Origin of the sequence: Sphingomonas edaphi, from assembly GCF_003583725.1 — a bacterium.
In the GTDB taxonomy this organism is placed as follows: domain Bacteria; phylum Pseudomonadota; class Alphaproteobacteria; order Sphingomonadales; family Sphingomonadaceae; genus Sphingomicrobium; species Sphingomicrobium edaphi.
In genome coordinates, this window is record NZ_QXTF01000001.1 from 1082191 (window position 1) to 1107149 (window position 24959).

Annotated in this window: 29 protein-coding genes; 22 read left to right on the forward strand and 7 right to left on the reverse strand. The window is 63.0% G+C overall.

All coding sequences use genetic code 11. The features are described 5' to 3' along the window. Window position 1 precedes the first annotated feature (1 nt). Genes D3M59_RS05525 through D3M59_RS05540 form a run of 4 tightly spaced genes read left to right on the forward strand, consistent with a single transcriptional unit; the run spans window position 2 to window position 2333 of the window. Window positions 2–1189, forward strand: coding sequence for a SufS family cysteine desulfurase (locus D3M59_RS05525; RefSeq protein ID WP_119532897.1), 1188 nt, complete (start codon window positions 2–4; stop codon window positions 1187–1189). A 2-nt stretch (window positions 1190–1191) separates the two neighbouring features. Next, a complete protein-coding gene (locus D3M59_RS05530) occupies window positions 1192–1647 on the forward strand; it encodes an SUF system Fe-S cluster assembly protein (RefSeq protein WP_119532305.1) in 456 nt (151 codons plus the stop codon). Further along, the gene (locus tag D3M59_RS05535; protein WP_119532307.1) at window positions 1647–2006 is read left to right on the forward strand and encodes a HesB/IscA family protein; all 360 of its coding nucleotides are present in this window, start codon (window positions 1647–1649) and stop codon (window positions 2004–2006) included. Before D3M59_RS05530 ends, D3M59_RS05535 begins: the two co-directional genes overlap by 1 nt. Before the next feature lie 54 nt (window positions 2007–2060). Further along, window positions 2061–2333: a hypothetical protein gene (locus D3M59_RS05540; protein ID WP_119532309.1), complete on the forward strand. Its 273-nt coding sequence runs from the start codon at window positions 2061–2063 to the stop codon at window positions 2331–2333. A gap of 4 nt (window positions 2334–2337) precedes the next feature. On the opposite strand, the gene D3M59_RS05545 is transcribed toward D3M59_RS05540, so the two are convergent. Next, a complete protein-coding gene (locus D3M59_RS05545; RefSeq protein ID WP_119532311.1) occupies window positions 2338–4467 on the reverse strand; it encodes a S8 family peptidase in 2130 nt (709 codons plus the stop codon). 285 nt (window positions 4468–4752) lie between these two features. Between D3M59_RS05545 and D3M59_RS05555 the strand changes: the two genes are divergently transcribed. The 3 genes from D3M59_RS05555 (at window position 4753) to D3M59_RS05565 (ending at window position 7327) form a co-directional block, all read left to right on the forward strand. Continuing rightward, window positions 4753–5424 carry a pyrimidine 5'-nucleotidase gene (locus D3M59_RS05555; protein WP_119532315.1) on the forward strand — a complete coding sequence of 224 codons (672 nt, stop codon included), beginning with the start codon at window positions 4753–4755 and terminating at the stop codon, window positions 5422–5424. Next, window positions 5421–6239: a 2,3,4,5-tetrahydropyridine-2,6-dicarboxylate N-succinyltransferase gene (gene dapD / locus D3M59_RS05560; protein ID WP_119532317.1), complete on the forward strand. Its 819-nt coding sequence runs from the start codon at window positions 5421–5423 to the stop codon at window positions 6237–6239. The genes D3M59_RS05555 and dapD overlap by 4 nt, the downstream gene beginning before the upstream one ends. A 92-nt stretch (window positions 6240–6331) precedes the next feature. Then, window positions 6332–7327 (forward strand): DMT family transporter, encoded by a 996-nt coding sequence (locus D3M59_RS05565; protein WP_199662374.1) that lies wholly within the window; start codon window positions 6332–6334, stop codon window positions 7325–7327. Here the strand turns inward: D3M59_RS05565 and D3M59_RS05570 are convergent. Next, window positions 7324–7884 (reverse strand): TlpA family protein disulfide reductase, encoded by a 561-nt coding sequence (locus D3M59_RS05570; protein WP_158581955.1) that lies wholly within the window; start codon window positions 7882–7884, stop codon window positions 7324–7326. The genes D3M59_RS05565 and D3M59_RS05570 overlap by 4 nt on opposite strands. A gap of 16 nt (window positions 7885–7900) precedes the next feature. Here D3M59_RS05570 and argH point away from each other — a divergent pair, with 16 nt between their 5' ends. Genes argH through D3M59_RS05585 form a run of 3 tightly spaced genes read left to right on the forward strand, consistent with a single transcriptional unit; the run spans window position 7901 to window position 10445 of the window. Beyond that, a complete protein-coding gene (gene argH / locus D3M59_RS05575; protein ID WP_119532321.1) occupies window positions 7901–9283 on the forward strand; it encodes an argininosuccinate lyase in 1383 nt (460 codons plus the stop codon). Then, a complete protein-coding gene (locus D3M59_RS05580; protein WP_119532323.1) occupies window positions 9280–9591 on the forward strand; it encodes a hypothetical protein in 312 nt (103 codons plus the stop codon). The genes argH and D3M59_RS05580 overlap by 4 nt, the downstream gene beginning before the upstream one ends. Continuing rightward, window positions 9588–10445: a UTP--glucose-1-phosphate uridylyltransferase gene (locus tag D3M59_RS05585; protein WP_119532325.1), complete on the forward strand. Its 858-nt coding sequence runs from the start codon at window positions 9588–9590 to the stop codon at window positions 10443–10445. The genes D3M59_RS05580 and D3M59_RS05585 overlap by 4 nt, the downstream gene beginning before the upstream one ends. Here D3M59_RS05585 and D3M59_RS05590 read toward each other — a convergent pair. Then, window positions 10442–10996, reverse strand: coding sequence for a response regulator (locus tag D3M59_RS05590; protein ID WP_119532327.1), 555 nt, complete (start codon window positions 10994–10996; stop codon window positions 10442–10444). The two genes, D3M59_RS05585 and D3M59_RS05590, sit on opposite strands and share 4 nt — an antisense overlap. A 42-nt stretch (window positions 10997–11038) precedes the next feature. Continuing rightward, window positions 11039–11605, reverse strand: coding sequence for an HNH endonuclease (locus D3M59_RS05595; RefSeq protein WP_119532329.1), 567 nt, complete (start codon window positions 11603–11605; stop codon window positions 11039–11041). A gap of 272 nt (window positions 11606–11877) precedes the next feature. Between D3M59_RS05595 and gluQRS the strand changes: the two genes are divergently transcribed. The 9 genes from gluQRS to D3M59_RS05640 are packed head-to-tail and all read left to right on the forward strand — an operon-like array spanning window position 11878 to window position 18140. Next, complete coding sequence (gene gluQRS, locus D3M59_RS05600) at window positions 11878–12681, forward strand: tRNA glutamyl-Q(34) synthetase GluQRS (protein WP_325048608.1); 804 nt, start codon at window positions 11878–11880, stop codon at window positions 12679–12681. A gap of 9 nt (window positions 12682–12690) precedes the next feature. After that, on the forward strand, window positions 12691–12894 hold the full coding sequence (locus tag D3M59_RS05605) for an HIG1 domain-containing protein (protein ID WP_119532333.1): 204 nt from the start codon (window positions 12691–12693) through the stop codon (window positions 12892–12894). A gap of 2 nt (window positions 12895–12896) precedes the next feature. Beyond that, a complete protein-coding gene (locus D3M59_RS05610; RefSeq protein ID WP_119532335.1) occupies window positions 12897–13469 on the forward strand; it encodes a cob(I)yrinic acid a,c-diamide adenosyltransferase in 573 nt (190 codons plus the stop codon). A 47-nt stretch (window positions 13470–13516) separates the two neighbouring features. Beyond that, window positions 13517–14746, forward strand: a complete 1230-nt coding sequence (gene egtB / locus D3M59_RS05615) for an ergothioneine biosynthesis protein EgtB (RefSeq protein ID WP_119532337.1) — start codon at window positions 13517–13519, stop codon at window positions 14744–14746. Then, window positions 14739–15689 carry an L-histidine N(alpha)-methyltransferase gene (gene egtD, locus D3M59_RS05620; RefSeq protein ID WP_119532339.1) on the forward strand — a complete coding sequence of 317 codons (951 nt, stop codon included), beginning with the start codon at window positions 14739–14741 and terminating at the stop codon, window positions 15687–15689. Before egtB ends, egtD begins: the two co-directional genes overlap by 8 nt. A 42-nt stretch (window positions 15690–15731) precedes the next feature. After that, window positions 15732–16034 carry a YggT family protein gene (locus tag D3M59_RS05625; protein ID WP_119532341.1) on the forward strand — a complete coding sequence of 101 codons (303 nt, stop codon included), beginning with the start codon at window positions 15732–15734 and terminating at the stop codon, window positions 16032–16034. Further along, on the forward strand, window positions 16031–16903 hold the full coding sequence (folD, locus tag D3M59_RS05630; protein ID WP_119532343.1) for a bifunctional methylenetetrahydrofolate dehydrogenase/methenyltetrahydrofolate cyclohydrolase FolD: 873 nt from the start codon (window positions 16031–16033) through the stop codon (window positions 16901–16903). The genes D3M59_RS05625 and folD overlap by 4 nt, the downstream gene beginning before the upstream one ends. Continuing rightward, the gene (locus D3M59_RS05635) at window positions 16900–17511 is read left to right on the forward strand and encodes a Cif family virulence factor (protein WP_119532345.1); all 612 of its coding nucleotides are present in this window, start codon (window positions 16900–16902) and stop codon (window positions 17509–17511) included. Before folD ends, D3M59_RS05635 begins: the two co-directional genes overlap by 4 nt. Next, on the forward strand, window positions 17508–18140 hold the full coding sequence (locus D3M59_RS05640) for a MarC family protein (protein ID WP_119532347.1): 633 nt from the start codon (window positions 17508–17510) through the stop codon (window positions 18138–18140). Before D3M59_RS05635 ends, D3M59_RS05640 begins: the two co-directional genes overlap by 4 nt. A 5-nt stretch (window positions 18141–18145) precedes the next feature. Here D3M59_RS05640 and D3M59_RS05645 read toward each other — a convergent pair whose 3' ends face one another. Continuing rightward, a complete protein-coding gene (locus D3M59_RS05645; protein WP_119532349.1) occupies window positions 18146–19957 on the reverse strand; it encodes an AcrB/AcrD/AcrF family protein in 1812 nt (603 codons plus the stop codon). Window positions 19958–20018: 61 nt separating this feature from the next. On the opposite strand from D3M59_RS05645, the gene D3M59_RS05650 reads away from it, so the two are divergent. Genes D3M59_RS05650 through D3M59_RS05660 form a run of 3 tightly spaced genes read left to right on the forward strand, consistent with a single transcriptional unit; the run spans window position 20019 to window position 22119 of the window. Continuing rightward, a complete protein-coding gene (locus tag D3M59_RS05650) occupies window positions 20019–20441 on the forward strand; it encodes a GtrA family protein (RefSeq protein WP_119532351.1) in 423 nt (140 codons plus the stop codon). Beyond that, window positions 20438–21385, forward strand: a complete 948-nt coding sequence (locus tag D3M59_RS05655; RefSeq protein WP_119532353.1) for a glycosyltransferase family 2 protein — start codon at window positions 20438–20440, stop codon at window positions 21383–21385. The genes D3M59_RS05650 and D3M59_RS05655 overlap by 4 nt, the downstream gene beginning before the upstream one ends. Beyond that, window positions 21385–22119, forward strand: a complete 735-nt coding sequence (locus tag D3M59_RS05660) for a class I SAM-dependent methyltransferase (protein WP_119532355.1) — start codon at window positions 21385–21387, stop codon at window positions 22117–22119. Before D3M59_RS05655 ends, D3M59_RS05660 begins: the two co-directional genes overlap by 1 nt. Here the strand turns inward: D3M59_RS05660 and D3M59_RS05665 are convergent. Beyond that, complete coding sequence (locus D3M59_RS05665; RefSeq protein WP_119532357.1) at window positions 22052–23671, reverse strand: hypothetical protein; 1620 nt, start codon at window positions 23669–23671, stop codon at window positions 22052–22054. The two genes, D3M59_RS05660 and D3M59_RS05665, sit on opposite strands and share 68 nt — an antisense overlap. Beyond that, window positions 23668–24888, reverse strand: coding sequence for an argininosuccinate synthase (locus D3M59_RS05670; protein ID WP_119532899.1), 1221 nt, complete (start codon window positions 24886–24888; stop codon window positions 23668–23670). Before D3M59_RS05670 ends, D3M59_RS05665 begins: the two co-directional genes overlap by 4 nt. Window positions 24889–24959: the final 71 nt, after the last annotated feature.

A 24959-nucleotide genomic window follows, 5' to 3' on the forward strand; every position in this document is an offset into this window, starting at 1 on the left:
CGTGGCAACGCCCATCAATCCCGCGCTTGCCGTGCGCGACCAGTTCCCGGCCATCCCGCGAGACTGGCACTACCTAGACAGTGCCGCGACCGCTCAAAAACCGCAGGCGGTGATCGACGCAATCGCCAATGCATATGGCCGCGATTATGCAACGGTACACCGCGGCGTCTACGAACGCTCTGCGTCGATGACCCAAAGCTTCGAGGCGGCTCGCGCCGCCGCCGCGACATTGATCGGCGGGCGAGAAGAGGAAGTCGTCTTCACCCGCGGCGCGACCGAAGCCATCAACCTGGTCGCCCAGCGATATCGCAACGGCAATCGCAGCCGCGTCCTGCTGTCCGCTCTGGAGCACCATAGCAATATCGTGCCCTGGCAATTGGCAGGCTATGAGCTCGACGTCGTCCCGCTGACCAGCGACGGTCGCATCGATCTCGACGCCGCAGAGCAAATGGCCAGCGAAGAGCATGCCCTCGTGTCGTTCGCGCACGTTTCGAACGTGCTTGGGTCGATCCTCGACACAGCGCGTGCAGCACAGATCGCGCACAACGTCGGAGCGACGCTGATGCTCGACGGATGCCAGGCCGCGCCGCGCCTGCCCGTCGATATCGCCGCGATCGATTGCGACTTCTATGCTTTCTCCGCGCACAAGGTGTACGGCCCGACCGGCATCGGCGCGCTGTGGGCAAAGGCTGAAATCCTCAATGCCATGCCGCCGTGGCAGGGCGGTGGCGCGATGATTGACCGCGTGACGTTCGAGAAGACGACTTACCTTCCTGCGCCCGCCCGGTTCGAGGCGGGCACGCCGCATATTGTCGGCGCTGTCGGATTTCATGCCGCGATCGACTGGGTGCGGGCGATCGGGCTGGACGCACTGCACGCGCATGAAAGCGCATTGGTAGCGGAATGCCGGGCAGCGTTGCGCTCCGTTGCAGGTGTGACTTTGTTCGGTCCGGAGGAAAGCGCCGGTATCGTCAGTTTCGCGCTCGACGGGGTTCATCCCCACGATATCGGCACCATATTGGATGACGCCGGCGTTGCTGTCCGCGCCGGTCATCATTGCGCGCAGCCGCTGATGGATTTGTTGGGCGTTCCAGCAACGGCGCGCGCTAGCTTCGCCGCGCACAGCGACGCATCGGACATTGAGGCGCTGGTGCAGGGCCTGCACAAGGTGAAACGGATTTTCGGATGACGATGGGCGAAGAGAAAAAGATCGAGATCGAAGAAGTCGACGCCGTCGATACTCCGCCGCGCGCCCGTGTGACTCCGGAATTCGAGCGCAAGCGCGATTATCTGACCGGCTTCCTCGCCGAAAAGAAGCCGGAGCTCGACCCCGGCGCGCCCGGCGGGCAACTGCAGGAAGCGGTAATCGAGGCGCTGAAGTCGATCTACGATCCTGAAATTCCGGTCGACATTTACGAACTAGGCCTGATCTACGACGTGTCGATCAACGAGGATGGGGACGCCGTCGTCACGATGACGCTAACCACGCCGCATTGCCCGGTCGCGGAATCGATGCCCGGCGAAGTCGAGCTTCGAGTGCTGTCGGTCCCGGGCATCCGCGACGCCGAAGTGAAGCTGGTCTGGGATCCGCCGTGGGACCCGAGCAAAATGAGCGACGAGGCCCGGCTCGAACTGGGAATGCTGTGATGAACAAGGAAACCAAGGTCCGGCAGCGTCCTGCCGCCATTACGCTCACGCCAGCAGCCGAAGCGCGGGTCGCCGACCTGATGAGCCGAGCGCCAGACGGCGCAATCGGCGTCAAATTGTCTACACCGCGCCGCGGATGCTCGGGCCTAGCTTATTCGGTCGACTATGTCACCGAGGAGACCAGGCTCGACGAGAAAATAGAGACGCCCGGAGGCACGTTCTACGTCGATGGCGCGTCGATCCTTTACCTCGTCGGCAGCGTGATGGACTGGTGCGAGGACGACTTTGCTGCCGGCTTCGTGTTCGATAATCCCAATGCCAAGGGCGCCTGCGGCTGCGGCGAGAGTTTCACCGTCTAGGGTTCAAAGCGGACCAAGCATGCGTTATTCTCGTCGGGCTGAAGGAGCTTGGCGATGTTGCACATTCCTTTGATCCTGTTGGTCGCCCTGACAATGTCTCCGGTGGCTACTGCCGCTCCGTTGCAAACGTCACAATCCGTGATTGACGTCTACCGCCAATGCCAGTCCCGGACCTTGGCACAAGGCGACCAGCCACGGCCGCATTTGCAGCGTCTTGCCGACCTGCCGCCCGCAAACAGCTACGCAGCAGTTCTCCGGATCAAGAACGGCTGCCCCGATCCGCTCATTACCAGCACCGGAATCGGCAAGATCGCCCGGCCCCGCTGATCACCTAGAAGCCGAGGCTGTAGCGAATGGCGGCGCCCATGTCCGAGTCGGCCGATGCCACGTGACCCGGCTCGCGGCGTATGAACAGGTTACCGCCGATCCAACCCTTGCCGATTATTGCGGAATAGCTGAGTTCCGCGTCAATTTCGCGTCCGGACGGCGCAAAGCTCAGTCGGGAGAAGCTGTTTGTTTCGCTCTCGGTTGCATAATCGTAACCGGTCGGGAGCATCATCCCAATCCCGCCCCGCTCAATCCTGAGAGGCTGCGAGAGGCGGAAACCGGCGCGGTCGTCGGTCCCGAATACGCCCGATTTGGTCAGGTCTAGCGAGTAAGCCGCGGTCGCGAATTTCCCGCTGGAGAAATCCGTCCAGCCGCGGCGGCCTGCTAACGTCGCCGTTAAACCCGAGCCGAAGTCGTGACGCGCTTCGAGATCAAGAAACAGGCTGGACGACCCGCCACTGCCGAACAACGCGCCCATGCGACCGCCAAGCAATGTCTGTTTCTCGTCGAGGCGGCCGAGACCCAGCGAAACCCAGTTGCTTCCGCCGAAACGCCGGTCCAACGAAACACTGCTCCAGCGATAGGGAGCGTTAGTCGCGCTCGTCCGCACTTCCTGCCAGACCCGGCCTTGCTCCATCGCGACGGTGATTCCGGCAAAGCCGAGGTCACGGCGCATCGCCATGCTCATGCCGCGCCGAGCATTAAAGCCGGGATCGCCGCTGATGTCCCGAGCGACCAGGAATGCGCCGGCTTGCGCGCCGGTCAGTTTCCGTTCGATCGCCTTGGCGCCTTCGGAAAATCCCAATGCCGCCTTGGTTTTGGAATCAAGCCGCGCAATGGCCGAGCCGGCGACGAGCCGCGATTGCCGCGCATCATCCGGTCCGATACCGAAGCGAGCGACGTCAAACATGCCCGGCATGCCCTGACGTTGCGCAACGGTCATAGCGATCGACAGCGGACCGCCCTCGACCGCCGAGGAGCGAACAATTCCGCTGAGCGCGCGAGCCAGCGGCTTGCGCGTTTCGGCTGACTTCAGGCCTTTGGCTAGGTCGATCGCAAACGCGCGGCTGTACCCGTCCAAGATGATCGCGCCCAACCCCTCCTGACCGCCGTCGCCGCCTGCTTCCGGCATGTCGCTCGACGTGTTTTCGTTAGTTACGGCGACCTCGGTTCCGGCGAGGCTTGTCGTTCCGACGGGCTGGAAGGCCCGTGTGATGTTCAGCCTGCCCTGACCGTAAACGGTATCATCGCCGGCCGAGCCTAGGTCGTCTGCCGTTCTGAACAGCAGATCTACGATCTGCGCCGAGGTCAGGTTCGGGAACGCCTGCGCGACAAGTGCTACAGCACCGCTGATTACCGGCGCCGAAAAGCTTGTCCCCGAATAGAGATAGCCCGCGCCGGTGTGATCGATCGTGCGCACGCGATAGCCGAGTGCCGCCAAATACCAGTTTTGCCCTTGGCCAGCTCTATTGGAAAAGGTGGACAACTGGTTGAGGTTGGTACCACCGGCGCCGTCGTCGGCGCCAACCGAACCGGCGATGATGACCTGTCCCGGAAACGTCTGAGCAGGGACGAGCGCGAAGGGATCCGAATTGCCGCCCTTCGCCGGGTCCTCGCCATCATTGCCTGCAGAAATGACGAGGATGATACCGGCGTTCACAGCGCGTTGCATTGCCGACATCAATTGCGAGCCGGGAGACGATCCTCCAAGCGACATGTTGATGACCCGCGCGCCCGCAAGCCGCGCCGCGTCGATACCTTGGGCAATCGCGCTGTCGTAAAATTCGCATCCGTCGCCCGCTGGATCGGTACAACTACCAGGCTGGTCCGCCCTGAAGGACAGGATCGTCGCGTCGAATGCCACGCCAATGTTCTGGGCGTCGTTGCGCGCGGCCGCGGCCGTAGCGGTCACGGCCGTACCATGGCCGTCCTCATCCCCAAGCGCGCGATTGCCGGCTACATCCCGGCTGGCCGAGCCGATTCTTCCGGAAAATTCGGCAAGCGCCGGATTGATGCCGCTGTCGATGACAGCCAGTTTGACGCCCTTGCCGGTTGCCCCCTGTTGCCAGGCCGAGATTGCGCCCGCGGTTACAGCGCCGTTCGAGCGACGATATTCGCTGGTGTCGTAGTTCACCGTTGGGGTGGGCGTCGGCGTAGGGGTCGGAGTCGGCGTGGGAGTGGGTGTAGGGGTTGGTGTCGGAGTGGGCGTTGGGGTCGACCCGACGCTACCGCCGCCACCGCCCCCACCGCATGCGGAAAGGGCGAGCATCAGTGCGCAGCCGGTGGATGCAAGAAACCGCTTATTCATCATTAACTCCCCGACAAGCCGTTGAGTTTTAACGACTTTCCCCAACATCCCTAATGTCGCGATAAAGCTTTCATTTTGCTGAATTGGTCAAGCGGACTAGGTAACGCGCCGATGGACCCGCGCTTCGCCCATGTCACCGACTGGATTTTCGATCTCGATAATTGCCTCTACCCGGCGGCAACGGGCCTGTTCGAGTTGATTGACGAGCGAATGGGCGCTTACATCCAGCGCTTGCTGGACTGCGACCCGGTCGAGGCCAAGCGTGTCCAGAAGGCCCATTTCCACGCGCACGGCACGACGCTCGCGGGGCTGATGAAGGAACATCAGGTAGACCCGCATCACTTCTTGGATGACGTCCATGCCATATCACTGGAACGCATTCGGCCCGACGACCGGCTCGCTCGGGCGCTGACCCGCTTGCCTGGGCGCAAGCTCGTTTTCACCAACGGTGACGCGCCTTATGCCCGTCGCGTCCTCGGCGCTCTCGGCATCGAGCAGCACTTCGAAGAGCTGCACGACATCCATGCGTCGGACCTCCGGCCCAAGCCCGACGAACATGGCTATCGCTTGCTGTTAGATCGATTCGCGATCGACCCGAACCGTGCCGCTATGGTCGAGGATATGGCGCAAAACCTCAGGCCCGCAAAAATGCTCGGCATGACGACCATTTGGGTCGACAATGGCTCCGAACGCGGCAATCACGCCCATCACCCCGATTTTATCGACCTGACTATCGCCGACGTCGGCGAGTGGCTCGAACAGCTAACTGGAGAAGCGCAATGACCGACCTTCAATCGACCATCGAGGCCGCTTGGGAGTCGCGCGACACGATCGACGCGGGCGATACCGCACTGCGCGAAGCGGTCGAGGCCGCCATCCTTCGCCTCGATTCGGGCGAAGAACGCGTCGCCGAAAAGGTCGACGGTGCCTGGCGGGTCAACCAGTGGCTCAAGAAAGCGGTGCTGCTCAGTTTTCGACTGAACCCGATGGAAGCGATTAGTGGCGGACCCGGCGGTGCGCCTTGGTGGGATAAGGTCCCGTCAAAATTCCTCGGCTGGGGTCCCGAAAGCTTTTCGCAGGCCGGTTTTCGTTCGGTTCCCGGAGCGATCGTCCGGCGCGGTGCCTTCATCGCGCCTGGCGCGGTGTTGATGCCCAGCTTCGTCAATATCGGCGCCCATGTCGGCGAGGGGACGATGGTCGATACCTGGGCTACGGTTGGCAGCTGCGCACAGATCGGCCGCAACGTTCACATCTCGGGCGGCGCAGGCATCGGCGGCGTACTCGAGCCACTACAGGCCGGGCCGGTCATCATTGAGGATAATTGTTTCATCGGGGCTCGATCAGAAGTTGCCGAAGGCGTGATCGTCGAAGAAGGCGCGGTTCTGTCCATGGGTGTATTCCTCGGCGCTTCAACTAAGATCGTCGACCGGGCCAGCGGCGAAATCCATTACGGACGCGTCCCAGCCTACTCGGTCGTCGTGCCTGGTGCGTTGCCCGGCAAGGACGGCGGGCCGTCGCTGGCATGCGCGGTCATCGTCAAGCAGGTCGATGAGCGCACCCGGTCCAAGACGTCGATCAACGAACTGTTGCGCGACTGATCTCAGCCATAAGGCTCACTTATCGATAAGTATGGGCCTTTCGTTGGAGATTCCCGGCGTCAGGTCGTAGCTCCCTCCAGGCAGGAGGAACTATGGCGACGCTTGGAAAAAGGCTGTTTGACCGCATGCCGCGGGACGCGAGCAAGATCGGGAAAGGCTATGCAAGGCCCATGATCAACGTCGTCATGGACCGCCGCGACTGGGCGATCCTCCTCGCGCTCGCGCTCATCTGGGGCGCCGCCTTCTTCTTTATTAAGGTGGCGGTGACACACGTCGCGCCGCTGACCTACGTCTGGCTTCGATTGACCATCGCCGCGCTGACGCTTGCCGCCTGGATGCGTTGGCGGGGCGAAACGCTGGACCTGCCGCTAGCGGTTTGGGGCGCGATCACAGTCCTAGCCATTCTCAACAATGTCGCGCCCTTTTTGATGTTCGGATGGGCACAGCAGCATATCGCCAGCGGCCTCGCGTCGATCCTCAATGCGACAACGCCGATCTGGGGCGTCGTAGTGGCGCATATCGCGACGAGCGACGAGCGCATAACGCCTGCAAAGCTCGCCGGTGTCGTGATTGGTTTCGTTGGGGTCGCGACGATGATCGGCCCAGACCTACTTACGTCTGGTGGCAGCTTTCTTCCGCAGCTGGCCTGCATCATTGCCTCGCTCAGCTATGCATTAGCGGGCGTCTGGGCGCGTCGCTTCAAGCCGATGAAGATCGCACCGTTGCAGGTCGCAACGGCGCAGTTGCTCGTGGGCGCGCTGGTCATGACTCCGCTTTCGCTGACGGTCGGTCAGCCCTGGATCGGCGGTGCGCCGTCCGCCCCTGCGTTCGGCGCCATCGTCGTGTTGGCGCTGGTAAGTTCGGCCTTCGCCTACGTGCTTTATTTCAAACTGATTGATTCCGCAGGCGCGACCAATGCCAGTCTGGTGACCTTGCTGGTGCCGCCGGTCGCGATCCTCCTTGGCGCCCTATTCCTAGGGGAGATGCTGACCGTGGTACAACTCGCCGGTCTCGGCTTCATCGCTCTGGGCCTGGCCGTCATCGATGGCCGCCTGTTTGTAGCGGTCCGCCGGCGCGCCCTTGCCTAGCGGGCTTCGGCGAGCAGTGCCCTAGCCTGTTCGCCCGTCCAGTCGAGATCGCCGACGAAGCGCCAGATCTCCTTGCCGTCTGACCCATAGAGGATGGTCGTAGGCATGATCTGAATTCCCAGTTCTTCGGTCAGCTTCATCTCTGCGTCGTGGAACGCGGCAAAACGACCAATATCCCGTTCCGCCAGGAATGCCTCGACCGATCCCTGCGGCGCCATGTCCTGGCTAATCGCGATCACGCCGAGCTTTCCGTCTTCAGTTTGCGATTGTTCAAGGGTCTGAAGCGTCGGCAATTCCTTGATGCACGGCGCGCACCAGCTCGCCCACAGATTGACGAGCACCGGTCCACCCTTGAACTTGCCTAGGTCGATGTCGCCGCCGTCGGGATTCTTGAACTGGACCGTCGGGGCTGGCTGGCCCTTGTGGCTGCGGTCGACGCCGGTCGCGGCCTTGACCTCTTGCGTCGGCGCTTGAGGCGCGTCGGCCTTTTGCCTATCGCAGCCGCCAAGGAACGAACTGCCCGCAAGGGCAACGAGGAGAATGGCGATCAGCCGCACGGGCAACTCCAATCAGATGTGGGGCGGGCGCTTTGAAGGCGGTCCCGCCGCGGTGATGCGCGAGATAAATGCCTCCATCTCTGTCGACAAGCGATTGTGGAAGGAAGACATCGCTGCAAGCCGCGCCCATGCTGCGATGCTGGGCCGGAAGGGTATCCTGTCTGAAGCTGACGCCAAGGCCATCGACGAAGGCCTGACCGCTGTCGGTCTCGAGATTGATGAAGGCAAGCTGGTCGAGGACCCCGCGCTCGAAGATATCCATATGCACGTCGAGCATCGCCTGTCGCAGATGATCGGCGACGCCGCCGGGCGGCTGCACACCGCCCGTTCGCGCAACGACCAGGTCGCTACCGACTTCAAATTATTCGTCCGCAACTGTGTCGATGAGGCGGTCGAAGGCATCGATGCGCTCGAGCAGGCGCTTCTGAACCGCGCCGAGGAACATGCGGGCAGCGTCATGCCGGGCTTCACCCACCTGCAGTCGGGCCAGCCGGTCACGCTGGGCCATCACTTGCTCGCCTATCGAGAGATGCTGGTCCGCGATCGCAGCCGCTTCATCGATGCACGGGCGCGAATGAACGAGTCTCCGCTGGGCAGTGCGGCGCTGGCTGGCACCGGCTTCGACCTCGACCGCGCCGAAACAGCGCGCGCGCTAGGCTTCGACCGGCCGACGGCGAATAGCCTCGACGCCGTCTCGGACCGAGACTTCGTGGTCGATTACCTTCATGCTGCGGCGCTCTGTTCGGTCCACCTGTCGCGGTTGGCCGAAGAAATCATCATGTGGGCCAGCCAGCCCTTCAGTTTCCTAAAGCTACCCGATGCATGGTCGACCGGATCGTCTATCATGCCTAACAAGCGCAATCCCGATGCAGCCGAACTGGTGCGCGGTCATTCGGCCCGGATCGTGGGCGACCTCGTTTCGTTGCTTGTTCTGCTCAAGGGCCTGCCACTCGCCTATGCCAAGGACCTACAGGACGACAAGCCGCCACTGTTCGACGCATACGACCTGTTGTCGCTCAGCCTTGCCGCAATGGCGGGTATGGTTGCCGACGTCATCTTCGTTCCCGAACGGATGCGCTCGGTGGCGGCGGCTGGCCACGCTACGGCTACAGACCTTGCAGACTGGCTGGTCAGCGACGCGGACGTGCCATTCCGCGAGGCGCACCATATTTCCGGACGCGCGGTCGCGGCTGCCGAGGCCGCCGGCAAGGCGCTGGACGAGCTAAGTCTTGAGGAGCTTCGCGCAGTCGACTCCCGGATCGACGAGCGCGTCCTGCCCCGCCTTTCAGTCGAAGCTTCAGTAGCCTCCCGCCGCTCCGCTGGCGGCACTGCGCCGGACCGGGTAAAGGGAGCCATCGCGGCCGCGCGCGCGCAAATTGCTGCCCGGGAGGGATCATGAAGACCCGTTTGGCCATTAGCGCTCTTTCGCTGACACTTGCGTCGTGCGGCAGCGTCGCCGACCTTACACCGCAAACGGGCAAATCCCTGCCTCAAAAACCTGCGCTGGCCCGGGAGCCGCTGACAGCCGAGCAGCTGCTCGAGCTTCCGCAGGTCGCAAAGCCGCGTCGTGTCGACGAACTGACAAAACGTGGCGATGTTCGCCAGGCGGACCCCTTCGAATTGCCGCCGCCGGACGGAGCCTCGGCGCCCGATGAGAGCGGCGCCAGCACGACCGGCCCCGACAACCAGGACGAACCGCGCCCATGAAGCCCATCCGCAAGGCAATTTTCCCCGTCGCCGGTCTCGGCACGCGCCTGCTGCCCGCAACGAAGACGATGCCCAAGGAAATGCTCACGGTCGTCGACCGCCCGCTGATCCAATATGCGGTCGACGAGGCACGCGAGGCGGGGATTGAGCAGATGATCTTCGTCACCGGCCGCGGCAAAGGGGCTCTCGTCGACTATTTCGACATGGGCTTCGAACTAGAGGCGACGATGAGCCAGGCAGGCAAGAGCCTTGACCCGCTCGCGCCGTCGCGCACCAATTTCGGTGAGATCGTTTCGGTCCGCCAGCAGCAGCCGCTCGGCCTTGGCCATGCGGTCTGGTGCGCCCGCCACATCGTCGGCGAAGAGCCCTTTGCCGTGCTGCTGCCGGACGACTTGATGCTGGGCAAGCCGGGCGCGCTCAAGCAGATGGTCGATGCCTATTCGCGCCTCGGCGGCAATATCATCTGCGCGCAGGAAGTTCCGGCCGACAAGACGGCAAGCTATGGCATCATCACGCCTGGATCGTCTGACGGCACTACAACCGAGGTTCGCGGACTGGTTGAGAAACCAAGGCCGGAGGAAGCTCCATCAACCCTGGCGGTCGTCGGCCGCTACATTCTGCAACCCGAAGTGATGACGATACTCGAGCGAGGGGAGCGGGGCGCCGGCGGAGAAATCCAGCTAACCGACGGCATGGCGCAGCTAATCGACAAGCAACCGTTCCACGCGTTGAAGGTCGACGCGGTCCGCCACGATTGTGGCGACAAGGCCGGCTTTGTCATTGCCAATCTGGCGATTGCGCTTGATCGGCCGGACTTGGGTCCGCGTATCCAAGAATATCTGGCAAGTCGCTAGTCGCGGCCGACGAGCCGCTCCAGACGGAGGCGCTCGGCCTCGCTCTTCTCGAACGCCTCGCGGATCTCGCCGAGTTCGATCGACCGGGTTACCACGCGCGCATCAAGATTGAGATTATCCTCGCGAAGTTCGAGCACCGATCGTGCCCTAGCGATTCGCCGGGCAATCCGCGCGGCCAGCACTTCGAAATGGAACGGCTTGGCGACCACATCGTCGGCCCCGGCGGCGAATCCATCGACGGCCCCGGAGCTGTCCGACTTGCCGGTGATCAGGATAACCGGCGTATCCTTCAGCGCCGTGTCGTCACGGATCATCCGGGTGAGATCGACACCGCTCACCGGACCCATGCGCAATTCGGCTAACACCAAATCTACCGGCGCGCGGTGCATTTCCGCCACTGCATTACTCGAAGAATCGCAAGCGATGAGGCGGTAGCCAAGATCGCCCAAACGGCGGGCGAAGACATCCAAGCCGGTGCGGTTCGGCTCGATCACGAGCAGACGGGCCGGGCCGGTGGAATGGTTGGACGGCGGTGCAAGCTCGTTCGGCATGGGCCAATTCTGAACACGAATGGTTAACGATGGATTAGGCGATCAAGGCTCAAGCTCGACATCCCAGTACAAATAATCGCGCCAGCTCCGGTGCAGATAGTTGGGCGGAAAGCTTTTCCCATGATCCTGAAGCTGCCAGCTGGTCGGACGGATAGGCTCGCGTTCGATATGCATATGGGCCTGCTTTGGCGTTCGCCCGCCCTTCTTGAGGTTGCAGGGGGCACAGGCGGTAGCGACATTTTCCCAGCTGGTCCGCCCGCCCTGCGCGCGCGGGACGACATGGTCGAACGTCAATTCCTTGTGCGACCCGCAATAGACGCAGCGGAAATGGTCGCGAAGGAACAGGTTGAACCGGGTGAAAGCCGGATATTCGTTTGGCCGTACAAACTGGCGAAGCGCAATGACCGAGGGGAGCTTAAGTGATGCTGACGGACTGTGAACCTCGCGGTCGTAATGGGCGACGACATCGACGCGCTCCAGGAACATGGCCTTGATTGCGGTCTGCCACGGCCACAGGGAAAGCGGGTAATAGCTCAACGGCGTATAGTCGGCGTTGAGGACGAGGGCAGGGCAGCTGTCTGGATGGCGAAGGAGGTCGGTTTGATACACGGCGCAATCTTCTCCGTCGTTCGATGCCCGTCGAACGCCGCGCCTCCGGCCTGTCGCACTATCCCGATGGTTGCCAGCCGCCGGGACCTTGGCGGGAGACCGGCGGCGCTAGGCCCGTCTTTCCGTCTGCGACCCCGGATGCCAACCCGGAGTGACGGTGGCATGACACCACAAGTGACGAATCACCGTCAAGAGTCGCAATTATTGGCTTTGCCCTGGAGTGAGTCCTGAAGGTCACACGTTTCGCCCCCTCGCCGTCGGGCCGGCTTCACCTGGGCCACGCGTTTTCCGCCGCGCTCGGCCACGCCCACGCACGCGCCAGCGGCGGCTTCTTCCTTCTGCGGATCGAAGACCTCGACCCGGGCCGCTGCCGCCCCGAGTTCGTCAACGGGATTTTCGAGGACCTCGCCTGGCTGGGACTGGCCCATGATGGCGCACCCATCGTCCAGTCACACCGCACCGATCTCTATGCCGCAGCGCTGGAGCGTTTGAAGGCCGACGACCTGGTCTATCCGTGCTTTTGCACTCGGGCCGATATCGCCCAGTCACTCACCGCGCCCCACGGCGATGCGGGAAGCGGCTATCCCGGCACGTGCCGCGGTCTCCCGGACGATCCTGCACGAAGGGAGAACACTCCCCACAGTTGGCGCCTAGATGCAGGGAAGGCCATCGCCCGCGCCGGCCTCCCACGCTGGACCGAGGAAGACGGCAGCGGCTTCGAAAGCCGCCGCGACGACATTGGCGATGCGATCCTCGCCCGAAAGGACGCCCCCTCATCCTACCATCTCGCCTGCGTTGTCGATGACGCGGATACTGGCGTGACCCTGGTCGTACGAGGAGAGGATTTGCGTCCATCGACTCCAACACAGCGCCTACTGCAGCTGCTGCTAGGTCTGCCCGAACCAACCTATCTCCACCACCCGCTGGTGACCCATGACGATGGCCGGCGTCTTGCCAAGCGGGATCTGGCGCCGACGCTCGGGGCGATGCGTGCTGCGGGTGCCGATGGGCCTTTGTTGGCGGCCGACCTCATCGAGGGCCGGTTGCCCCTAGGCTTTCGGCTCTCCCGAGCCTAAATAGCAGTAATGAACACCCTCCTAATCCTCGCCCTCGTCGCCGCAATGGCCGCGACCGCCTATGTCCTCGTGCGTGGCGTCATCGCCATGGCCAATGGCAAGGATGTCAGCGGGCAGGTGCAGCAAGGCTATATGCAGAAGCGCGTCCTCTACCAGGGCATCGCAATTGTCATCGTCGTGCTGATCCTCGCGCTGGCCAGCGGCGGGCGCTAAAGCTGGTCAAGCTCAACAAGATCTATACGCGGACCGGCGACCATGGAGACGCCGGACTCGTCGACGGCAGCCGCGTGTCGAAAGCAGGTCCACGCATGGCTGCGATCGGCGAAGTGGACGAGGCCAATAGTGCCATCGGCGTAGCGATCGCCGCCCTGCCGGAAGGCGAGCTCGCAGTACGACTGCGCCGGATCCAGAACGAAATGTTCGATCTCGGCGCGGACATTGCCACACCGTTCGGTACCAATTTCGAGCAACATTCGCTTCGGATCGTTTCGCGCCAGATCGAGCGGCTTGAAGAAGAAATCGACGCAATGAACGCCGGCCTTGCGCCGCTGACCAGCTTCATCCTGCCCGGGGGATCAGCGGCCGTATCCTTGCTGCACCTTGCCCGCGCCATTGTCCGCCGAGCCGAGCGTGCCACGGTCGCACTGAAGGATGTCGAGGCGACGAACGAACATGTGCTCGCCTATCTCAACCGCCTGTCCGACCACTTGTTCGTGGCAGCCCGCTATCTGGCTTCGACTGAGGGCGGCGACGTGCTGTGGCAACCGGGGGCGACCCGCGACGCCTAATTGAACATTTGGCCGGTCCGGAGGTTATCCCGTGCAAGGGGAGTGGAATGGCCAGGTCAGACGACGATCGAACCAACAGCCTTGGCGTGCGCCTCGACACGACACGAAAGCTGACGCTCGACCTCGCCGCCCCGCTGTCGGATGCCGACGCCACCATCCAACCGCATCCCGACGCTTCGCCGGCCAAATGGCATCTGGCGCACACAACCTGGTTTTTCGAAACCTTCATTTTGCGTGATCATGTTCCCGGCTACCGCCTGCACGACGAGCGCTGGCCCTATCTCTTTAATAGTTATTACGAGGGCGAAGGCGAACGTCATGCACGTCCGCGCCGCGGGATGATCAGCCGGCCAAGCCTCGACGAGGTACGCGAATGGCGGGCCTGCGTAGACAAAGCGCTTGCTGCTTCCCTCCCATCGCTTCCGACAGCGGCCTTGGCGCTGATCGAACTGGGCATCCAGCATGAACAGCAGCATCAGGAACTGTTCCTGACGGACATCCTCGCTGCCTTTGCAGAAAATCCGTTAGAGCCCACGTTCGGAGCTGCGGACGCGGCCTCCTGCTATTCGACCGAGCCGCTCGCGTGGATCGACGGGCGCGAGGGGTTGGTAGAAATCGGCGCGCCCGGTGGCTTCTCGTTTGACTGCGAACGGCCGCGCCACAAGGTGTTGCTTCACCCGCACCGTATTGCCAATCGCTGCGTGACCAATGGCGAGTGGGAAAATTTTATCGCCGACGCCGGTTATCGGACACCCTCGCTCTGGCTCAGCGAAGGCTGGGACTGGGTGCAAGCAAACAGCATCGAGCGGCCGCTATATTGGCATGACGATGGATCGCATTTCACGCTTGCGGGCCGCCGCCTCCTCGACCGCGCTGCGCCCGTCGACCATGTTAGTTACTATGAGGCCGATGCCTATGCCCGTTGGGCCGGCGCTCGCCTTCCAACCGAGGCCGAATGGGAGGATGCATTCGCCTGCTCCGACCCGATGATCGGCCATCAGCTCGACACCGCCGGCCCGGTCCTTGCCAAGTCCGGAGGCGGGCCCTTCGGTGACGTCTGGCAATGGACGCAGAGCGCCTATCTTCCCTATCCAGGCTTCGCAACCGAGGCAGGCACGGTCGGCGAGTATAATGGCAAGTTCATGTGCGGGCAGTTCGTGCTGAAGGGCGCGAGTTGCGCGACGCCGCGCGGTCACAGTCGCGCCAGCTATCGCAACTTCTTTCCACCATCAGCGCGCTGGCAATTTACAGGGGTTCGCCTTGCTAGAAATGCTTGAACAGGTCGATCCCGCATTCCGCGCTGACGTCGTCAACGGACTGTCTGAACCCATCCCGTCCATTCCGGCTCGCTGGCTTTACGACAGGCGCGGGTCAGAGCTGTTCGACGACATCACCCGCCTTCCGAGCTATTATCCAACACGGACCGAAACGGCACTGCTCAAAGCAAAGATGGGCGAGATCGCCGCACTGGCCTGCAACGGCTGCGCCATCGTCGAATTCGGCTCTGGCAGTTCCACGAAGACGCCACTGCTCCTCCAGGCGATGAAGCCCGCAGCCTATGTGCCGATCGACATCAGCGGCGACTATCTTCGCGAAAGCGCTGGTCGGGTGGACCGGCGATTTCCAGATATCGCCGTCCATCCGGTCGAGGCCGACTTTACCAAGCCCGTAGACTTGCCCAAGGAAATCGACGGCTTGCCGCGCCTCGGCTTCTTTCCCGGTTCGACTATCGGCAACTTCGTGCCACGAAGCGCGACCGATCTGCTTCGTCACTTCCGCGATATCCTGGGCACTGGCGCAAAGTTGCTGATCGGGATGGACCGGGTAAAGCCGGTCGAGCGGCTAATTGCCGCCTATGATGACCCGGAAGGCGTGACGGCCAAATTCAACCTCAACCTACTCCGCCGCATCAACCGGGAGCTGGAGGCGGATATTCCGGTCGAGGATTTTGCACATGAAGCGCGATGGAACGACATGCTTGGCAGGGTCGAGATGCACCTCGTGGCCCGGAGCAACGTCGAGTTCATGATCGACCGCAAACGTTTTGCCTTCGCGGCCGGCGAGACCATCCACACCGAAAATAGTCATAAATATGGCCCGCGGGGCGCCCGCCTGCTGCTGCTCGCCGGTGGGTGGACGCCGCTCGCCGAGTGGACCGATGATCATCAGGATTTCGCGCTGATCCTCGCCGAGGCGCAGCGCAATCGTTTCGCGCCTTAAGCGTCATTGTGCGGTGCGGGCGCGGCGGCTAAGCCTGTCGCCATGCTCTATGCCCTCTTCTCGATCATCGACATGGTCCTCCAAGTGCTGGTCTGGATCGTCATCGCCCAGGTCATCATCAGCTGGCTGGTCGCATTCAACGTAATGAACACCAGCTCCAATTTCGTGCGCACCGTCCTCGACGCGCTCGACCGGCTGACAGCACCCCTCTACCGGCCGATCCGCAAGATCCTGCCTGACTTCGGCGGAATCGATTTCTCGCCGATCGTGCTGATCCTAGCAATCCAGATCCTGCGCAAGCTCAACGCGGGCCTAGCGCTCGAATCCAGCGCGACCTTGATGTGAGCGCGAGGCGGATAGACGGAAAGGCTGCGGCGCTGGCGCTTAGGCAGCAGGTCGCGGCGGAAGTGGCTCGCTTCCAGGGGACCACCGGCCGTGTCCCCGGCCTGGTCACCGTCCTGGTCGGCGAAGATCCAGCCAGCGCGGTCTATGTCCGCTCCAAGGGCCGCGCCACAGTTGAGGCCGGGATGCAAAGTTTCGAGCACAAGCTCCCCGCCGACACGAGCGAGGCGGACCTGCTGGCGCTCGTCGAGCGCCTGAATGCCGACCCGACAATTGACGGCATTCTCGTCCAGCTCCCCCTGCCGTCTCACATCGATGCCAACAAGGTCCTCACCCGCATCGATCCCGACAAGGACGTCGATGGCTTCCACCCGGTCAATGCCGGCCGGCTCGCAATCGGGCTTCCCGGTTTCGTCGCCTGCACGCCGCTTGGATGCCTCAAGCTCCTCCGCGCGGAGCTTGGCGACCTGTCGGGCAAGGACGCGGTCGTCATTGGTCGCTCCAACATCGTCGGCAAACCGATGGCCCTCCTCCTGCTCGGCGACAGCTGCACCGTCACGATCGCGCACAGCCGCACCCGCGACCTTCCGGCCGTGGTTCGCCGCGCCGATATCGTTGTCGCCGCCGTCGGCCGTCCCAATATGGTCAAGGGCGACTGGCTGAAGCCCGGCGCGACGGTTATCGACGTGGGCATCAACCGGACCGACGACGGCCTCGTCGGCGACGTGGACTTTGCGGACGCAAGCACCGTAGCAGGGGCCATCACTCCGGTGCCCGGCGGCGTCGGTCCGATGACCATCGCCTGCCTCATCCGCAACACCTTTGTATCGGCTGCCCGGCGCGAGGGCTTCACGGTGAATCCCCAGCTGTGATTACGGCGATCCTGCTTGCTGGTGCAACGCCGCCAACCGCGATCGACGCGGAACGCGCCTTTGCCGCCGACGCGCAAGAAATTGGTCAGTGGACGGCCTTCCGGAAATACGCGACCGACGACGCGCTCATGTTCGTGCCCCAGCCGACAAAGGCGCAGGATTTCCTGAAGGACCGCAAGGACCCGCCGGTCAGCGTTTTCTGGTGGCCCGGAAGAAGCTATGTCAGCTGCGACGGCAACACCGCCGTCAACACCGGCCCCTGGGTCCGCGAATGGCGCAAGTCCGTCGGCTATTTTACCACCGTCTGGCAGCGGCAGGCGGACGGCGGCTGGAAGTGGGTCTACGACGCCGGCGACAGCTTACCCGCTGCGCGGGCGGAAGGTGGCGATATCAAGTCGCGGACGGCCGCCTGCCCGAAGGCTCCGATCCCACCGGTTATGCAGCCTGAGGCCCCGGCGGACGTCAAATCCTCCAGCGGGTCCAGCAAGGACGGCACGTTGAACTGGAGCTGGACGGTCTCGGCCGACGGCAGCCGCAGCTTTATTGCTTATCTTTGGGACGGACAGCAACATCGCGTGGTGGTCGAAGACAAGGTCGGCCCTCAATGATCGAACTGTTCACCACCGCCTTCATCACCCTTGCGGTAATCATCGACCCGCCAGGGTGCGCGCCGATCTTCGCCTCGCTGACCAGCGGGACCGACCAGGCGCACCGACGCAAAATGGCTATCCGCTCGACCGCCGTGGCTTGGTGCATCCTCGTCTTCTTCGCGCTGCTGGGCGAACCGCTGCTTGCGACCCTCGGCATATCGCTAAGCGCATTCCGGCTAGCGGGCGGCATCATGCTTTTCATCATTGCGTTAGAAATGGTCTTCGAAAAGCGCACCGAGCGGCGCGAGGAACGGGCTAAGGAAATTGAGGGAACGCCGGAGGCCGAGGATATCTCAGTCTTCCCGATGGCCATCCCGATGATCGCCGGGCCAGGCTCTATCGCGTCCATCATGCTGCTGTCTGCGCGCGCCAACGGTACCGTCGAGGGCCTGATCGTGCTCGGCGCTATGACGGCAGTCATCGTATTGACGCTGATCGCGTTGTTGCTGGCTGGACCGCTGATGAAGCTGATCGGCGCAAAGCTCGAAGCCATGATCACACGTATTCTCGGCGTGATCCTGGCTGCACTGGCGGCACAGTTCGTCCTCGACGGACTTGAACGAAGCCTGCCCGGGCTCGCGGGCTAGCTAGTCTAGCCGACCACCCTCCACATCTTGAACGGGGAATCCTTGGGCAGGGCGACCGGCTTCAGCCAGGCCGGCACCTTGCCCTTCACGATCTGGGCGTAAAAGCCCTTCGGCGCCTCGGCCATGAAGATGGTCGCAGTCGACATGTCGGGGCAAACCAGCAAATAGTCGCTGCCATACTCGCGGATCGTACGGTGCGCATTTGCCTCGTCGCCCCGAAACGCCTTCATCACGTCTGCGATCGCCCGGTCGTTGCGGTGATAGGGACCGCCCACCACGTCATGATGGGTCGCGATGATCATGCGTGGGCCGAGGTCGATGAAGGTGAAGACCATTCCCTTCGGCTGCGCGTTGATGGGCGCCAGTGCAGCGAGCGTCGGGCAGGTCCGGTTGGCCTTGCTTACCCGCTGGGCGGCCGCCGCTTGCCTCTCGCCCGGGATGAGACGTGTGCCAAGCGGCACGACAGCGCCGAAGCCGAACAGCACCAGCACGATCGCTATGGCGTGATGCCAGAGCTTCGGCGAGTTCAGAAGTTTGGCCGCGACCAGGACAATCAGCGCCGTCGCGGCAGGCAACGCCATCATCTGCGCCGCCGGGGCGGCCCGCATCTGCCAGAACAGCAGGCAGAAGGCCGCAATCGCAGGCAGCGCAACGGCCAGCGTACGGCGCAAGAGGTCGCGCCCGTCAGCGCCCATCTTTTTGGCCCGCCAAATTAGCAGCGCCCAGCCGATCAGGCCGGTTACCGGCAAGGTCAGCGCAATTGCTCCAATCCGCCAGCCGTGCCGGTAGAAGGGCCGTGCCTCGCGTACATGGTCAAGCCACAGACTGGTCGCCTCGGGCGACACGCCTTCCAAACGTTCAAGACATTGCGGCCAGCTCAGCGCATGGAAACCCGCTACCACTGCGCCCGCAGCAATGGCGGCGCCGAGCCGCGCCTTCCAGCCCTCGAGGCGAAGCACTGCAAGCGCCAGCATCACCGCGCCGCCCACGGCCGCATCGGACAGCCAGACCGGCGACATCGCGTCGCATACTGCCAGCCGATTGGCTTCCGAGGCGAAAAGCAGGAACCCGGCGCCCGTCGTCGCGGCCAACGCGGTGGCATAGGCGGCCAGACGCCGCCGCTCGTCACGATCGGCGACCCACATCAGCACCGCCGCGCCGCCCAGCAGCGCGAGGTAGATGAGCATTTCCAGCCCGATCGCCAGCGACAGTCCGCTGGCGAGTCCAAGAACCGCCCCGCCCCGCGCACGCCGCGGATCCGCCATGCCCGAAATGCCGAGACCCAGCAGCGCGAGCTGCCAACCATGATGGTCGATCCTGAGCGGCGCGAACATGGCGACCGTCGAATAGGCACACAGCAGACCGATGATCGGCAGCGGCCAAGCCTTCTCGTGCACCAGCCGCCGCATCGTCATTGCCAAGCTAAACATCAGCAGAAGCAGCGGCAGCAACGGCGCAAGCGCGACTGCCGCTCGCTCCGCATCCGCACCGCCGAGAATCGGCTTCATCAATAGGATGATGCCGGCGATCGGCAGGTCGACCAGCCGCGACCAGTGGATGTTGCCGCCACCATGCGCCGGATCGAACCGGTGCTGAACGAGGTCGTACCATCCTTGGCCGCCCAGCCAGGCGCGGACTTGCGCCATTCGTAAATTGTCGTCGGTGTCAGGCAGTGAAAAACCGCGGATTTGCGCCCAGCGGTTGAAGATGATCCAGGCTGCGTAGACCAACCACGCCGCGATGATTACCCACCGCCAATGCCGGAAAAATGGTTCCGCCAGTCGTTGCTGCAACTGGTCGAGCCGGCCCTCGGTCATCACGCTCCCCCGATAATTTACGCGATTGTGTCCTAGCGGTAACCGACTAGAGAGCAAGCCGATGATCCAGTCCACGCTCAACAGGGTCGATCCTGAGCATCGTACCGTGCTCCTGCAGCTGGCGCGTTATGCCTTCGCTGGCTTTGCGATCACGCTGCTTGTCGCTGCCAGTTATTGGGCGATCGCCGAATATCTGCACGTCGACCCGATGGTCAGCTTCGCTATCGTTTTCCTATTCTTTTCGGCCGTTAGCTATTTCACCCACGGCGCGTTCAGCTTCAAAGGGCACGGTGAACGGGACCGGCACCATGTGCGAATGGTGCGCTTCATCATCGTCAACGTCATCGGTTTCATTGTGAACCAAAGCTTCATCTGGCTTCTGGTCAAACAGATAGGCGGAGCCAACTGGTGGCCGACTATCCCGATGGTTTTCGTCACCCCGCTCTTGACCTTCGCCCTCCATCGCCGCTTCGTCTACGCATGAACAGCGTCGAACTGAGCCTGGTCATCCCGGTCAAGGATGAGGAAGCCGCCATCGGGCCCTGCCTCGACCGCTTGATCCCCGTCATCGAAGGCATGGATGACCCGGCCGCCCGCTCGTTTGAAATATTGTTTGTCGACGATGGCAGCACCGACCGAACACTCGACGTCATCCGCAAGTCGCACGAAACTGACCCGCGCATCCGCGCCATTTCGCTGTCGCGCAATTTCGGCAAGGAAGCGGCGCTCTCCGCCGGCCTCGACGCCTCGCGCGGCGAAGGCGTCGTCCCGCTCGATGTCGATCTTCAGGACCCGCCCGAAGCGCTGCCCAAAATGGTCGCCAAGTGGCGGCAGGGCAACGATGTCGTTTATGGCGTACGCGATAATCGCGAGACGGACAGCCTGCCCAAGCGGCTGACCGCCGACCTTTACTACCGGGCCCACAACTGGCTGAGCAGCGACAAGATTCCGGAACATGCCGGCGACTTTCGCCTGCTCGACCGGCGTGTAGTGGACGTTATCCGCCGCATGCCCGAACGCAATCGCTTCATGAAAGGATTGTTCGCCTGGGCGGGCTTTAGGCAGGCGGCGGTGAGCTACCATCGCGAAGAGCGCAAGGTCGGCAAGACCAAATACAATTACTGGAAACTGTGGACGCTGGCGATCGACGGGATCACTTCCGCCTCGACGGTCCCATTGCGCATCTGGAGCTACCTCGGCGCCTTCGTCGCGCTCGGCGCGCTCGGCTATGCAATCTATATCGTCATCCGCACCCTGACCTCGGGCATCGAGGTGCCGGGGTATGCGTCGATGATGGTCGCCGTCCTCTTCCTTGGCGGCTTGCAGTTACTCTCGCTCGGTGTGCTCGGCGAATATGTCGGCCGCATCCTAACGGAAACGAAAGGCCGCCCGCTTTACGTCGTCCGCGAAGAGATCGGCGGGGACTGATGGAACGAAAAGTCTATGAGCAGATGGCAAAGCTCGATGGTCTTCACTGGTGGTTCACCGCACGGCGGCGGATCCTCGATGGCCTGATCGAACGCGTCGTCCGCCCGCCCAACAACGCCCGCATCCTCGAACTCGGCGCCGGCACTGGCCACAATCTCGCGATGCTCGAACGCTTTGGCAGCGTGGAAGCTAGCGAACTGGACCCTGTCGCCCGCGAACTGGCCAGCACACGGCTCGGCCGCGAGGTGAAGGAGGCCGCGCTTCCTGACCTGTCGATGTTCCCAGCAGACAGTTACGACATGATAGCCCTGCTCGATGTGCTGGAACATGTGCCCGACGACAAGGGCTCGCTCGACGCGATCCTCAAGCGGTTGAAGCCGGGCGGCGCGCTGCTGCTCACCGTTCCTGCCAACCCGTGGATGTGGAGCGCCCATGACGTCGCTCACCACCACCACCGGCGCTATCGCAAGTCGGAAATTGCCACGCTGGCGCGGGACGCCGGCTTCGAGATCGAACTGCTGTCGCCGTTCAACAGCCTGCTATTTCCGCCGATCGCCGCGGTTCGTGCCATCGGAAAGCTGACGGGCAAGGACGATAGCGACGACGCCATGCCGGGCGACTTGGTTAACAAGACACTTGATGCGGTCTTCGGACTTGAACGGTCGCTTATCGGCCGGGTGCCGATGCCGTTTGGGGTTTCGCTGGTGGCCGTGCTCCGGCGTCCGCGCGCCTGAGCAGGATCGAGCCCTCGCCGGCCCAGACCGGCGTCCAGCCATCGACCCACGCGCGCGGGATCGGTCGCATGTCGAGCAGCCAGAGATAATCGAATGCCGGCGCCGGCAAATAGTCGAGCGCCGTTTCGATCGCCCAGCCCTCATGTCGGCAACCGCGGTCGCGGACAATCTGCGAAGGATCGCGCTGGAACCAGCCGGCGTCCGGGTAGCGCACCGTCAACAGGCTCGAACCCGCCATCGGCCAATGGTCGTTGGTGTAGGCGTCCCGCCGCACCGTCGCCAGCGCCCCAAGATGATCCGAGCGACGAAGCGACCAGCGCTCGCAGCCGTCCCAAACCAGCACCGCGACGCGCGATCCCAGGGGCACATGGTCGAGCGCCTGGAGTTGCTCTTTCTGCCGCGCCCAGGCGATGCTGGTGCTGGCCGTTGTTCCTGCCAGCCGGACTAGCATAAAGCTGATCGCGGCAACCGCCAGCCATGTCGCCAGCGGGAAGCGCGTCTCGGCCTTGAAGCGGATCGCCAGGATGAAGATGGCGACCGCGTAGGGAACCAGCCGCATGTCAGTATAGGCTGAACCAAACACGATGCGCGGCAGCAGGACATAGGTCAGCGCCAAGACAAGTCCGGAAAAGGCCAAGTTACGCGAAAGGATCAGGCGCGGGTGGATCAGCGCGAACAGGGGCACCGCCAGCGCAATCGCCGCCGACGCGATGTCGAACGTCTCCCAGCGGTCCCGGAACATCCGCAAGAGATATTCCCACTTGAAACCCCAATCGAACCAGCGAGCCGTCACGCCTCCGGTCGCCTCGCTCCGCCACAGGAGCAGGAACAGCACCGGCCCGGCCATCGCCATACTGTGATAGGCAGCGCGAATTATCGCCATCCACCAGCTATGCCCGCGGTCATGCTGGCGAACCGCCTCCGCCGAGAAGCATAACAGGCCCAGCGTTCCCCAACCGAAGGTATGGCAGAAGAAGATGACGAAGCTGATCGGTACAAATAGCAAGGCGCGAAGCTTCGACTTGCCCAGCCGACCAAGCCGCAGCCACAGACCGAAGGCGAGGAACGCGAAGGCCATCGACAGCGCAAAGTTGACGAAGCCGAACATGAAGGGATGGCCGAATGCCAGCGGCAGCGCGAACGCCACCGTCGGCGGCAGGCGATTGTGCACTTCGCGAGCAACCCACAGCATGCCTGCGACGGTCAACGGCGGAATGCTCATCACGATCAGCTTAGTCGCCGGCTCGACCCCGATCAGCTTGGCTAGCGGCACGACCAGTAGGTCGACGCCCAGGTTGCCGATTGGCAACCAGCGAAACTGGAACCATTTGTGGAGGTAAGGGCTTGTCGAAAGATCGGTGGCGACCTTGTAGCGGCCCATGTGACCGCCGAGGTCAACAACCGGAGGGATTGACGGCCAAAGGAAGGGCACGAACGCCAAGAGGATCATCGCAACGACGAACGGACGCCCTTCCCACCACGGCCGCGGCGCGCCCTTGGGCGACGCGGCGAGCGCGGCTTCGTGAGCGACCAGTTCGGGCGCGTGGATCACCGCCCGTCGCGCCGTCCCAGCAGCCGCAGGCGCAGTGCGTTCAGCTTGATGAACCCTTCCGCATCGCGCTGGTCATAGGCGCCGGCATCGTCCTCGAACGTCACCACCTTCTCGCTGTAGAGGGAATGCGGTGACTTACGACCGGTGATGTGGACCCCGCCCTTGTAGAGCTTCATCCGTACCGTGCCTTCGACCTTCGCCTGGCTATGGTCGATCGCCGCCTGCAGCATCTCGCGTTCGGGCGAGAACCAGAAGCCGTTGTAGACCAGTTCCGCGTAGCGGGGCATCAACTCGTCCTTGAGGTGAGCGGCGCCTCGGTCGAGCGTCAATTGCTCGATCGCGCGATGAGCGGCGTGATAGATGGTGCCGCCAGGCGTCTCGTACATACCGCGGCTCTTCATCCCGACGAAGCGGTTCTCGACCAAGTCGAGGCGGCCGATGCCATGCCGCTTGCCCAGTTCGTTCAGCTTCGCGAGCAGAGTCGCCGGCGACATCGCCTCGCCGTTCACTGCGAGGGCATCGCCCGCCTTGAAGTCAATGGTGATTTCTTCAGGTTTATCGGGCGCCGCAACTAGGTCGTCGGTGCGCGAATAGACATAGTCCGGGACTTCTTCCCACGGATCTTCAAGCACCTTCCCCTCGCTGGAGGTGTGCAAAAGGTTGGCGTCGGTCGAGAAGGGGCTTTCGCCGCGCTTGTCCTTGGGAACCGGGATCTGGTTCTTCTCGGCGAAGTCGATCAGCGCAGTACGGCTGTTCAAATCCCACTCGCGCCACGGAGCGAGAACCTTGATGTCGGGCGCGAGCGCATAATAGCCAAGCTCGAACCGCACCTGGTCGTTGCCCTTACCCGTCGCGCCATGACTGACCGCATCTGCGCCGACTTGTCGTGCAATCTCGACCTGGCGCTTGGCGATCAACGGCCGGGCGATCGACGTCCCGAGCAGGTACAGTCCTTCGTACAGCGCGTTGGCGCGCATCATCGGGAAGACATATTCGCCGACGAATTCCTCCTTGAGGTCGTCGATGAAGATATGCTCGGGCTTTACACCCATCAGCTCGGCCTTGTGCCGCGCCGGGCCGAGTTCTTCGCCCTGACCCAAGTCGGCGGTGAAGGTCACCACCTCGCACGCATAGGTTTGCTGCAGCCATTTCAGGATCACGCTGGTGTCGAGGCCTCCCGAAAAAGCCAGGACGACGCGGTTGATCTTGTCGGCCATCACATTGCATCCTTGCATGAATTTCGCGGAAATTAGGCAGGCGCGCCCATGCCACTGCGGCCTTCGCCGTT